8 protein-coding genes are annotated in these 13,093 nt (G+C 46.8%); 2 read left to right on the forward strand and 6 right to left on the reverse strand.

Annotated elements, in window-relative coordinates:
* Positions 1–131: 131 nt before the first annotated feature.
* On the reverse strand, positions 132–1,718 hold the full coding sequence (locus tag P2A85_RS18740; protein ID WP_377474620.1) for a B12-binding domain-containing radical SAM protein: 1,587 nt from the start codon (positions 1,716–1,718) through the stop codon (positions 132–134).
* 439 nt (positions 1,719–2,157) lie between these two features.
* Between P2A85_RS18740 and P2A85_RS18745 the strand changes: the two genes are divergently transcribed.
* Positions 2,158–2,811 (forward strand): Uma2 family endonuclease, encoded by a 654-nt coding sequence (locus P2A85_RS18745; protein WP_377474622.1) that lies wholly within the window; start codon positions 2,158–2,160, stop codon positions 2,809–2,811.
* A 94-nt stretch (positions 2,812–2,905) separates the two neighbouring features.
* Positions 2,906–3,490, forward strand: coding sequence for a Uma2 family endonuclease (locus tag P2A85_RS18750; protein WP_377474624.1), 585 nt, complete (start codon positions 2,906–2,908; stop codon positions 3,488–3,490).
* 132 nt (positions 3,491–3,622) lie between these two features.
* Here the strand turns inward: P2A85_RS18750 and P2A85_RS18755 are convergent, their stop codons facing one another.
* The 5 genes from P2A85_RS18755 to P2A85_RS18775 form a co-directional block, all read right to left on the reverse strand.
* Positions 3,623–4,159 carry a Uma2 family endonuclease gene (locus P2A85_RS18755; protein ID WP_377474626.1) on the reverse strand — a complete coding sequence of 179 codons (537 nt, stop codon included), beginning with the start codon at positions 4,157–4,159 and terminating at the stop codon, positions 3,623–3,625.
* 121 nt (positions 4,160–4,280) lie between these two features.
* On the reverse strand, positions 4,281–6,365 hold the full coding sequence (gene fusA / locus P2A85_RS18760) for an elongation factor G (protein WP_377474628.1): 2,085 nt from the start codon (positions 6,363–6,365) through the stop codon (positions 4,281–4,283).
* A gap of 368 nt (positions 6,366–6,733) precedes the next feature.
* Complete coding sequence (locus P2A85_RS18765; RefSeq protein ID WP_377474630.1) at positions 6,734–7,219, reverse strand: CRR6 family NdhI maturation factor; 486 nt, start codon at positions 7,217–7,219, stop codon at positions 6,734–6,736.
* A gap of 315 nt (positions 7,220–7,534) precedes the next feature.
* The gene (locus tag P2A85_RS18770) at positions 7,535–10,654 is read right to left on the reverse strand and encodes an efflux RND transporter permease subunit (RefSeq protein ID WP_377474632.1); all 3,120 of its coding nucleotides are present in this window, start codon (positions 10,652–10,654) and stop codon (positions 7,535–7,537) included.
* Between the two features lie 295 nt (positions 10,655–10,949).
* Entirely contained in the window at positions 10,950–12,740 is a 1,791-nt protein-coding gene (locus P2A85_RS18775) for an efflux RND transporter periplasmic adaptor subunit (protein WP_377474634.1), read from the reverse strand.
* Positions 12,741–13,093 lie beyond the last annotated feature (353 nt).

A 13,093-nucleotide genomic window follows, 5' to 3' on the forward strand; every position in this document is an offset into this window, starting at 1 on the left:
AAGAACTTGATGTCAAAAAAACAAGCCAGAGCTTTGGCTCTGACTAGCACCGAAATCGACGTCAATTATTTGCCTAGGGCGCTAGAATCTATGGGTGTAAGCGCTCCCTAGCTTAATTCTTCAAGCCAAAATTAAATCACTGCCATCTTTTCATCTGAGTTAATGGGTTCAAATTCAGTCGCTAGAAACTCAGCCACTTGTGCTTCAATTTCATCGCGGACAATCTGGCGATACTCGAAGAAATGCTCGATTTGGGCGCAAACGGAGAGATAGCTGCTGACACCACCGGGGTTATGGTAGTACATACTGAACAAATGGCTCCAAAATTGCCAGCGTGTGCTGCGCAGTACGCCTTGTCGCCAGCAAATTGTCAGTAGCGCCCGGATTGTGACCCAGTTAACTTTTTTGCTACTACCTTTGCCTTTTTTGGGATAGGTGGCTTCTCCTAAAAGGCGATAGTGGCGGTAAGTGCGATCGAGAAAACGCTTTGGCTCATATAATTCCCAGAATGCTTCAATATACTCCTGAGCAATGTCTTCGAGGGGTCTCGTCGGCACAAAGTTCATTAAAGTTGTCTGATTGATATTAGCGGATTCTTTGCGTAATCTTCCTTCCTTTGCTAACCGATGCCAGAGTGCTGTATCAGGAAGGGCTTGCAGCATACTAAACAGAGCTGTGGGAATTGATGTTTGCTCTACAAACTGGACAATTCGTGCACCTGCTCCTGGCTTTTCTCCATCAAATCCAATGATGAATCCTGCCATTACTCGTATACCTGTGCGAGTGATTCTCTCCACGGCTTCGCTGAGAGAACTCCTGGTATTTTGGTATTTTTGAGTCAGGGCTAGGCTTTCTTCATCTGGTGTTTCAATGCCTAAAAAGACTGAACCAAAATTACAGGCGACCATGGCATCCATCAATTCTTGGTCGTTGGCTAAATCTACGGAAGCTTCTGTCGCAAAGGAAAATGGATATTGATGTTCTACCATCCAGGGTAGAAGTTCTTTTAGGAATAGTTTGACGTTGCGTTTGTTTCCGATGAAGTTGTCATCAACCATGAAAATGCTACGCCGCCAACCGAGTTCATAAAGGCGATCGAGTTCTGCGATTATCTGCTCCGGGTTTTTGGTTCGTGGTTTGCGACCGTAGAGGACGATAATGTCACAAAATTCGCACTGGAAGGGACAACCTCGTGAGAATTGGACTGACATTTCGGCGTAGGCTTCAAATTCTAGTAAGTCGAATCTGGGGATTGGTGTACCGGTGACATCGGGTCTTTCGCCACCAGCTCGGAAGATGCCTGAAGTGACTCCGTTGCCGATCGCCTCCACAAATAATGGTAAGGTAATTTCACCTTCATCTAAAATTAGATAATCTGCACCGGCCGTTTTTGCTTCGTCGGGTAATGCTGTGGGATAGGGGCCACCTACGGCGACTTGCTTATTTCTCTGCTTGGCTTCCTGAATTTGGAGGAGTAAATCTTCTTTTTGGACAATCATTGCGGACAGAATCACTAAGTCTGTCCAGGCCCATTCGGCTTCGGTAATTTGACGCACATTGCGATCGACTAACTTAAATTGCCAATCTTGTGGCAGAATGGCAGCTACTGTGACTAAACCTAGAGGTGGCAGCATTGCCGATCGATTGAGTAAAGCTAGGGTTTTCTCAAAAGACCAGAAACTTTTGGGAAATTGCGGATAGACAAGCAAAACGTTCATTCAAATTCCCCTTAAGTAATAATTTAGTGCAGCTTGTTTATTATTATCACAGGATTAGAAAAAATCAACAGAACTTATACAGAAAAACTTAAGAAATCGGACACGGCATTGCCCTTGGACTACCCCAAATAATCATGTAGGGACACTCCAAAAGCCGTCTCCTCCGTTGCTTAAAACCCAAGTCCTATAGCAATCCTTGCAGGAGTCGTAAAGATTTTTACCCCACCCCAACCCTCCCCTTAGTAAGGGGAGGGGGTAAGAAGTTCACAAATGATTTAGGATTGCTATAGCAATCCTTGCAGGAGTTGTAAAGTTTTTTACCCCACCCCAACCCTCCCCTTGCTAAGGGGAGGGAGTAAGAAGTTCACAAATGATTTAGGATTGCTATATTCAAATTAAGGATTGAAAAATCTGGATTCAATCATGAGTTAGGCAGGATGTGGAACTTAACATTATAATTAACATAGGTTTAATACAGAGATTTGTAAGGGCGATCGCCATGACGACAACGACAGCGACCAGAAAACTCACACTAGAAGAATACCTTGTTTATGACGATGGAACAGACACCAAATATGAACTCATAGACGGAGAATTAGTTGAAATGCCTCCAGAAACGAATCGAAATAACCGAATTGCCATTTATTTGCTGTCAGAATTTCTCAAACTCGTTCCTTTTTATCTGATCTGTTGCAAAGATACGGAGATTGTGGTAATGGGTCAACGGACTCGTGTTCGTTTGCCAGATTTGATGATATTAACAGAGGAATTATTCGCGGCGATCGATGGCAGACGAGCTACAATTACACAGGATATGCCACCACCTGCATTAGTGGTTGAGGTGGTTTCTCCGGGTAAAGTGAATGAAGATCGAGACTACCGCTACAAGCGATCGGAATATGCCGCACGGGGAATTCCTGAATACTGGATCGTTGACCCCAGTCAAGCAAAAGTTACCGTGCTGATATGGGTAGATGGAATGTATGAAGAAGCTGTTTTTCAAGGAAGCAATTCGATCGCATCGACGACTTTTCCCGATCTGAAACTCACCGTAGCACAAGTTTTAGGAGTCGGGGAAACACAACCAAATTAGCAGAGAAGAACGCCAGATAATATAAAGGTAGGGTAGGCATTGGACGGTATAATTGACGTAGGTTTAAATACAGAGATTTGTAAGGGCGATCGCCATGACGACAACGACAGCGACTAAAAAACTCACCCTAGAAGAATACCTTGTTTATGACGATGGAACAGACACCAAATATGAACTCATAGATGGGGAATTAGTTGAAATGCCTCCAGAAAGTGACAGAAATAACTTGATTTCTCTCTACCTGCTTGTGGAATTCTTCAAGTTTATCCCCATAAAACTCATACGTCATAAAGATACCGAGATTGTAGTCACTGGAAATCGCACCCGCGTCCGTTTTCCAGACCTGATAATCTTGACTGAGGAATTATTCGCGGCGATCGATGGCAGACGAGCTACAATTACACAGGATATGCCACCACCTGCATTAGTGGTTGAGGTGGTTTCTCCGGGTAAAGTGAATGAAGATCGAGACTACCGCTACAAGCGATCGGAATATGCCGCACGGGGAATTCCTGAATACTGGATCGTTGACCCCAGTCAAGCAAAAGTTACGGTGCTGATATGGGTAGATGGACTGTATGAAGAAGCTGTTTTTCAAGGAAGCAATGCGATCGTCTCAACGACTTTTCCCGATCTGAAACTCACCGCAGCACAAGTTTTAGGAGTCGGGGAAACATGATAAGGTGTTACGCATTTAAAATAGTATTGTAGGGTGCGTCAGCCCCCAGCGTTTCCTTTAGTCTTTAGGGCGAGAGAGCTGACGCACCCTACAGGCCTTGTTAGTGGTTTAACGAACAGCTTATTCCGATGCCTATTGTCGGCGAATCATAGCCATCACAGCATCAACCGTAAGTTCTGGGAGAATACCTAAAACTGGTAAGATATCTGCACCCGAACAGATTATGGGTAAATTCTCACCCTGCCATACCCAAACTTGTTGGTGAGATATATCGATTAGCCATGCTAATTGCGTGCCGTTACTGAGGCAATGGAGAATCTTATTCTGCAAGTTTAAAGTGCTTTGATCCGGCGATCGAATTTCAATTAACCAATCCGGTGCGCCGTTAAGTGGCCCGTCTTCATCGGTAAGCCGATCGCCTGCTACAATCGCTATATCTGGTACCGGCGAGTAGGGAATTACCAAGCAACGTAACTCTGGTATCGCTTCAAACCGATCGGTCCGATCGTTGATATAGTTAACCAAGTTGTGTTGCAGTCGCGAATGAAAAAGGGTTGGCATAGTTTTTTGAACTGCTTGTCCCAAAATCAATTCCCATGCAGGTGAGGATTCAATATCTGGTTGAGCGAGGAAGTCTGTTAGTGAAAGTGTTGCGATCGACTCAATCATATTTTTTTGTCGAACCTCACTGTACTTAATTATCTAAATTAAATCCCCGACTTCGTAGAAGTTGTCGGGGCTTTGATTTTTCTTTTTGACTCCAGATAGATGCTACCAGGAGTCAAATGTACTACTTGGCAGCTTGACGCTCTTTGGCTTGCTTGATCACTTCTTCAGCGATGTTGCTGGGACAAGGAGCATAGTGAGAGAAGGACATGGAGAATTGTCCGCGCCCAGAAGTCATGGTACGCAAGTCGCTGATGTAGCCAAACATTTCGCTCAAGGGCACGTCTGCCTTGATCCGTGCTCCTGTCTGTCCTGTTTCTTGAGATTTCATCATCCCCCGGCGGCGGTTGAGGTCGCCGATGACGTCGCCCATGTAGTCATCTGGGGTGAATACATCGACGTTCATAATTGGTTCGAGCAATTGAGGCCCTGCTTTGGGGAGGGATTGTCGATAGGCTGCTTTGGCTGCAATTTCAAAGGCCATGGCTGAGGAGTCAACGGGGTGGAAACCACCTTCTAGGAGGGTGAATTTCAAGTCTAAGCAAGGGAATCCAGCCAAGACACCTTTGTCGATACAGCTTTCAAAGCCTTTTTCGACCGCTGGCCAATATTCTCTCGGTACACTACCACCGGTCACTTTTGACTCAAACTGGAAGCCACTTCCAGGCTCACCGGGCTCGATGACGTAGCCGATTTTGGCGAATTGACCAGAACCACCGGATTGCTTTTTGTGGGTGTAGTCGTCTTCTAGGCGCTTGGTAATCGACTCGCGGTAGGCTACTTGGGGTTCGCCAACTTCTACTTCGATGCCGTGGGTGCGCTTGAGAATGTCTACTTTGATGTCGAGGTGGAGTTCTCCCATGCCTTTGAGAATGGTTTCGCCGCTCTCTTGATCTGTGACCATGTGGAAGGATGGGTCTTCTTGCACCATTTTGGTGAGGGCTGCTCCCATTTTTTCTTCGCCGCCTTTTTGTTTCGGTTTGACCGAAATGGAAATCACGGGTTCTGGGAACACCATGGGTTCTAGGGTGGCGGGATTTTTGGGGTCGCAGATGGTGTGTCCGGTGCGGACGTTTTTCATGCCGACGATCGCCACAATATCACCTGCTTGGGCAGAGTCAATTTCTTCGCGAGAGTTGGCGTGCATTTCTACCAAACGGCTGACGCGCTCGGTTTTGCCTGTGGCGGTGTTGAGTATGGTGTCGCCCTTGGACAAAGTACCGGAGTACAGGCGGGTGAAGGTTAGGGCACCGTAGCGATCGTCCATGATCTTGAATGCTAGGGCGCGCAATGGTCTGCTGGGATCGACAAGGGCAAATTCGCCCGTTTCATTCCCATCGAGATCTACTTCTGGTTGCGGTGTGACTTCCATGGGGTTTGGCAGATAGTCAACGACGGCATCGAGAACTAACTGTACGCCTTTGTTTTTGAAGGATGAGCCGCAATAGGTGGGGAAAAAGGCGCGATCGCGAGTACCTTTGCGAATGCAGCGTTTGAGGTCTTCAATACTTGGCTCATTGCCTTCGAGATATTGTTCCATCAGGGCGTCGTCTTGCTCGACGGCCAGTTCGATCAACTGTTCGCGCCAAGTTTCGACATCATCGACCATATCGGCAGGAACATCTTTAATTTGATAGTTCATGGGATCGCCGGAGTCATCCCAGATCCAGGCTTTGCGGGTTAGCAGATCGACTACGCCACAGAATTTTTCTTCTATGCCGATGGGCAATACCATGACCATGGGCTTGGCTGCAAGAATTTTGTCAACTTGCTTGACAACGCGGTAAAAATCTGCACCGGTGCGATCGAGCTTATTGATGTAGATGACACGAGCGACTTTGGAATCGTTGGCATAGCGCCAGTTGGTTTCCGATTGAGGTTCAACTCCACCGGAACCACAAAACACACCAATGCCACCATCGAGTACCTTCAGAGAACGGTAAACTTCAATGGTGAAATCTACGTGTCCAGGGGTATCGATGATATTCAGTTGGTGTTCATTCCAGAAACAAGTAGTTGCAGCAGATTGAATTGTAATTCCGCGCTCTTGCTCCTGTTCCATGAAGTCCGTCGTCGCCGCGCCTTCGTGCACTTCACCAATCTTATGGATTTTACCCGTCAGCTTGAGGATTCTTTCAGTTGTAGTGGTCTTGCCTGCATCTACGTGGGCGAAGATGCCGATATTTCGATAACGAGTGAGATCTTTCATAATAAAAATCGGTATGCGGGAAACTCAGTGTCTAAAGACCTGAGATAAAAGCGACACGGGCGGCTTCAACCGCCTTATCAAGAGGGGAACAGGCTGGATTTCCATGACGCGGAATCAATAAATTTTTTTTCCGTGTTTTTGGCTTTACTACTTAATTGTAAACTATAGTTACACTACATGATTTCAGGGTAATGCCCGAACAGACCTTGGCTCTAGTTGGGGCTTCCAACTAGAACAAAGAGTCAGTGGTGTTTGGGGTTTCGCGTAGCAACCGCCTACACTCATCTGTATGGCGATCTAATTCGGGTTGCTGGTCTAATATTCTAGGTGGGAAAGAATAATTTTTGGCAAACTCGATGTGCGATCGGCTATTTTTGCGGTAAAATCACATCAAAAAAAGCATCATCCAAGTCATAGCCCAACATTTGCGACATCGACATCAACTTAGATTTGCTAGGAATTCCTTGTTGATGTAACCAATCAGTTAATACAAAAATTTTGTGCATCAAAAACATTTCCAAAGCTTCAGGATTGTACTGAATTCCTTCGGTGCGGTGGAACTGATGCGGCACCAACATGGCGGCATAGCGGGCTAATTCTCCGACTTTCCAATCTAGCAGAAAGGGGAGCCAAGGATAATAAGCATCTAAGCGAATAAACCACAGCCGAACCTCTGGGATTTCGGAAATTTCTCGCGGATCTAAATCTTCGCGCGGGTACTCTATTTCAAATTGTAGCTGTTGTTCGTTTTGGGCGATCGCCCCTGCTGCTAGCCACTGGTCAATTACTGTCTGTACCGGAGACAAATCTAAATTGTCGATCTGCTCGGCATTGATTGGTATCATAATACTCATAAAATGTCAACTTATTTGAGATGGTGGCTGCGCAGGAATCTGGGGGCAATAAACCGAATTATACCAATTTAATGGGTCGTTGCACAGATCTCGATCCCCCTCGCATCCCCCTTAATAACGAGAACTTTGAGAAGCATCTTGTCCCCCCCTTATTAAGGGGGGCTAGGGGGGATCAGATTCGGGAGCAGCCTCATAAAAAATTGGTATGAGCGGATTGTGAATAGGATAGCATTTAGCCGATCGCCGCACTAGGGAATTATTTAACCTTACTAGAACACAGAGGACACAGAGCATTGAATAGGACTGAATTCGTCACTACAAACGAATAGACGATCGCGCTTTCTTGGCTTTTTCCTTGTTACCCCGCACCCGATTAAAAATCCAGATTTGGAAACCATCCATATAGGTAAAAATCACCGGAATCACCACCAAAGTCAAGAGAGTGGAAGTCATCAAACCGCCAATTACCGCCATCGCCATCGGGCTGCGCACCTGAGAACCGGCACCAAGTCCCAGGGCGATGGGAATCATCCCAGCAATCATGGCGATGGTTGTCATCAAAATCGGCCGCAAGCGCGCCACCCCAGATTCCAGCGTCGCTTCATACATCGGCTTACCTTCCTTCTGATTCAGAATCGCGTAATCCACCAACAAAATCGAATTTTTCGTCACAATTCCCATCAGCAAAACTATCCCAATCAAAGCGTAGAGCCCCAAAGACTTCTGGCCCACCAGCAGCCCCAGCAAAGCACCCCCGATCGACAAAGGTAGGGCTGCCATAATAGTGATCGGATGCAGAAAATTCGCAAACAGCAACACCAACACAGCATAAATAAACAAAACCGCCGTTCCCAAAGCCCCCGCAAAACCACTGAAGATATCCTGCATCACCTTCGCATCTCCCGAAGATTCCTGTTCCACCCCAGGTGGCAGAGGATTCATTGCTGGCAGTTTTTTCACCGCAGCCAAAGCTTCTCCCAAAGTAGTACCGGGCAACAAATTGCCCTCTACAGAAACTTGGCGAGCTCTGTCATAGCGATCGATCTGAGAAGGCCCGCTACCCAAAGCAATATCAGCCACTGCCCTCAAAGGCACCAAAGTATTATTTTTACCCGGTACTTGGAGACTCTTAATTGTTTCAACATCGCTGCGAAACTGTGGTGCTAACATCACATGAATCGGAATTTGTCTATCTGGCAAATCGAACTTAGCCAGATTTGAGTCAATATCTCCAATGGTTGCCAAAGATGCAGTGCGAGCAATTTGTTGTACAGATACACCCTGATCCGCCGCCAGATTTGGGTCAGGTTTGACCAAGATTTCTGGCTTCACCAAACTCGCGGTAGATTGCACCTCAATCAATCCTGTCACCTGACTCATTTGTTGAGTAAGATCGAGGGCTGTTTTTGTCAAAGCAGGAGCATTTTCGCTTTTAAGGACGATCGACATTTGCTTTCTCCCCCCCACTCGCCCTTGGGAAAAACTGAGCCGCACACCGGGAACATCCGTCAGTTTCGGCCGCATTTCCTCCTCAAACTGCTGTTGCTTGATCCGTTTGTCAGCCGGTTTGAGTTTCACATAAAGAGTCCCTGTATTCACACCACTAGCACGGGCAGTACCCCCACCGGGGCCACCAGAAACTGTCGGAGAACCTTCTGTCTCTAAAACACTTTCCACCGCCGGATGGGTGAGTAACAGCTTAGTTGCCTGTTCTACTGCTACATCCGTCTGCTGTAAAGTAGAACCGGGAGGAAGTTCAATAGAGACAGTAGAAAGTCCAGTATCATCGCGATCGATAAACCCAGTGGGAATGTAAGGTATTAACTTAAAACTGCCGAATAATAAAGCCACAGCCATAATTAGGACGATCGCCCGATGTTTAAGCGACCACATTAAAAGCCGTCGATACTGATAGGATAATTGGTCTTTTTTCAACTGTTTCTGATGGTGTCCTTTCTCCTTAAACAAATAAGCAGCCATCATCGGAGTCACAGTGCGGGCTACCAGCAGCGAAAACAAAACCGACGCCGAAACCGTCACCCCAAAAGGTCGAAAAAACTGACCCGGAATTCCCGGCATAAAAGCCACCGGTGCAAATACCGCGACAATCGTCATAGTAGTAGCAACAACAGCCAAACCAATTTCAGCAGAAGCATCCAAAGAAGCTTGATAGGGAGTTTTCCCCATCCCGACATGGCGTTCGATATTTTCAATTTCCACGATCGCATCATCTACCAATACTCCCACCACCAGCGCCAAGGCCAACAAAGTCATGCTGTTGAGGGTATAGCCCAAAAGTCGGAGCACAGCAAAAGTAGGAATTGCCGACAGCGGTAAAGCCACAGAAGCAATCAGAGTTGCCCGCCAGTCCCGCAGAAAAATTAAAATAGTTACTATTGCTAAACCAGCCCCCAAAAACAAAGCATCAACAGAAGCTTCATAGGAATCGCGAATGTGGTCTGCTAGGGTATAAATAAGCTCCAACTTGACATCAGGCGGCAAAGTCTTTTCCAATTTTTTCACAGCTTCCCGCACTGCTTCTTCTACGGTGACGAGAGTGCTGCCGGTACTGCGGAGGATCGAAAAAGCCACTACAGGTTTGCCATTAAGTCGCGCCGCCTGACGCGCCTCTGCATAGCCCTCAGTCACTTCTCCCAAACTGGTGAGAGGCACAAAACTACCTTTAGGTAAAGTAATTTTATAGGTTTTGAGTTGATCCAGAGTTTTGGCACTACCAAGGGTGCGAATAGTTTGCTCAGAATTACCAATTTCCGTGCGCCCTCCTGGTAAATTGATATTAAAATTGCGAATTTGGTCATTAACTTGGGTAGCTGTAATGCCAAGACTTTTCAGTTGTTCAGGGTTCAAATCAACACGAATATCCCTGTCTCTACCTCCAATCCGCTGCACTTGAGCAACACCTTTAACGGAGAGGAGGACGCGACTGATGTTTTGGTCGATTAAATCGCTTAACTGTTCTACAGATTGGCGATCGGAAACCACAGCATAGGACATAATGGAACTGCCGGCAAACTCAACCCGCTTCACTACAGGATCGTTAATATCTTGGGGCAGACTTTGGCGAATTTGGGCGATCGCATTGCGGACATCATTGGTAGCGCGATCGCTATTAGTGCCCAAAAGAAAGTTAACCGTAGTATTAGAAGCACCATCATTAACGGTGGAGATAATGTGGTCAATATTGCCCAAACCAGCAACAGCATCTTCTACTTTTTTCGTAACTTGAGATTCCAGTTCCGCTGGATCTGCCCCCGGTTGGCTAACAGATATCGACACCGAAGGAACATCGATATTCGGGGAATCGTCAATGCCCAAAACCGGAAAAGATAATAAACCACCTATTGTCAAAATTAAGAATAAGACAATAGTAGGAACTGGTTGTTTGATCGACCAAGCTGAAATATTAAAAGACATAATGGGGAATGGGGAATGGGGCATTGGGCCGAAGAGCATTGGGCCGAAGAGCATTGGTAATACAGTTCCTGCTTTCTTCCGCTTTCTCTCTTCTTTCTTCTCTTCCTTTGCGTCCTTCGCGCCTTCGCGGTTCGTTCAAAAAAAGTAATACTGTAGGGTGCGAAGTCCGCACCTTACACTTACTGACTACTGACTAATGACCCTTCGACTACGCTCAGGGCACCGCTACTAACTAATGACGACTGACTAATGACTAATGACTACTGACTAATGACTGCTGACTAATGACTAATGACTATTTAACAACCTTAACCCGATCGCCATCCTTGAGATAACCAGCCCCAGCAACAACCACGCGATCGCCAACCTTCAAACCCTTTTTAATCTCCACCTTAGCATTAGTCAAATCACCAACAGCCCCCCCAGAAATTGCCCCAACCTCCACAGATTGAGCCTGCACTTTATCCTCACCAACCAATTTATAAACCACAGCACCACCATCAGCTTGCGGTAAAATAGCCTTAGCCGAAACCTTCAAACCTTGAGCCGTTGCTGTCGCAATTGCAGCCCGCAAAAACATTCCCGATCGCAAAAAATCACTTTCCGGCAAATCAATTTTGACGGTAGCTTGGCGATTTTGAGGGTCAACCAGAGGCGAAATATCTCGCACAGTTCCTGCTAATTTAATCCGCTTGTCAGAATCAGAAGTAATATTGACGGCGGTGCCAGGGCGTACCTGGGAAAGTTGAGTTTCCGGCACTTTCAATTGCAATTCCAGCTTGTTTCCCCGAATAATCGAAAACAGTTTTTGGCTCCCGGAAGAAACATCCCCAACTCTACCAATTCTTTCAGCCACCGTGCCGCTATCTGGTGCGCGAACTACAGTTTGTTCTAATTGAGTTTGTAACTGTTTGACTCGCGCATCATTGCTACGAACAGTAGCAGCATTGTTTCCGACATTGGCTCTAGCGCTGCTGACACTTGAACCAGCCGTATTCACTTTCGCACGAGCACTGCTGAGGGCTGCTTTAGCTGTATTGATATTAGCCACCGCATTCGCTACTTTAGCAAGAGCCGATCGCACTTCTTCCGCTGCTTTATTTTGTTCTTCCAAAGCTCGATTTAAATCAGCTTTAGTTTTGTTCAAATCTTGAACAGCCGTTTGCTGCTCTGTTTTACGTCTTTCTAATTCTTGCTGACTAATTACTCCCTGAGAGGCCAAATCTTGGGTACGATTTACTTCTCTTTGGGCCTGTTCTAATTTAGCCTGAGCAGAAGCAATGCCCGCTCTAGCTTGATTAACACCAGCTTGAGCTTGGCCGACACCAGCTTGAGCTTGGCCGACGCCTGTTTTGGCTTGCTCTGCATCAGCGATGGCTTTTTGAACGCCAGCCTGAGCTTGAGCCACCCCGGCTTCGGCTTCTTCTTGGGTAGACTGGGCTTGCTCCACCTGAGCTTGGGCTTGTTCTACGGTAGAAGTGGCAGATTGTACTTTAGCAACAGCTTCGGAAATTTGCGATCGCAACACCGAGTCATCCAAAACCGCCATCACCTGACCCTTTTCTACCCTATCTCCTTCCGCCACCAACACCTGCTTGATTTGCAAGCCATTAGCTTGTGGGAGTACCGGCAGTAAATCGTAGGGGGCTACAGTGCCCGTTGCTTCTAGAGTTTGAGTCACCTGAGCCGATTCCACCGGTGCCACTGTCACAGTCTGAGCGATCGGTGCTTGAGTTGCCGCTTTTGCGGGAGCAGCCGGAGGTGCACTGGGACGTGGGCTCAGGTGTACTGCCGCTAGTGTAGCAGCTACCCCAATGCCTACCCCTGCCAACACCCCTGGCCACTTGATGCCTTTGCTGGGCGCAGATGCTGTTTCTTCCCCTTCCCACACTGCTGATTCCTCGCTATCCATTTCTGGAACTAAAAGAGAAATTTTGGGTTCATCTTCCTCAGAGGCGAATTTCCGGCGAGACTCGTCTTTGATGCTATCTTCATACACGATCGCCGCTTCGTTGCGATCGCGATTGGGGTGTAGGTGATGAAGGGGTTGCGTTTCTTCCGCTTCTGAAATAATTGGATGGGTCACAGTAGTTCCTCCCGCCGGTATCAGCCTTTGGTTTTTTATATTGTAAAGAAAGATTGCGTTCTTAATATCTATTTCATTGTAACGGAGGTGGTCAACAGTACCGCGTCCTCCCTTTGGATGACTGCGGCCTAATTTTGGGTGGCCACCTTGGAGAAAATGACTGCACGGATGGGAAGCTTGTAGGTGGATTCTGGATTGTCAGAAGGAGTCGATGGGTTTTACTTCTGTTTCCAGGAGCCGTTTGGCTCTCACCAACTCATCAATAAGCTTGTCAGTAAGTCTCATCGGGAACTGATTATTGTTAGTTTATATTCCAGATGTTTAGTGTAGAATATGGCACATATACCCCAAAA

It is taken from the genome of Microcoleus anatoxicus, from assembly GCF_042465725.1.
GTDB classification, from domain to species: Bacteria; Cyanobacteriota; Cyanobacteriia; order Cyanobacteriales; family Microcoleaceae; genus Microcoleus; species Microcoleus anatoxicus.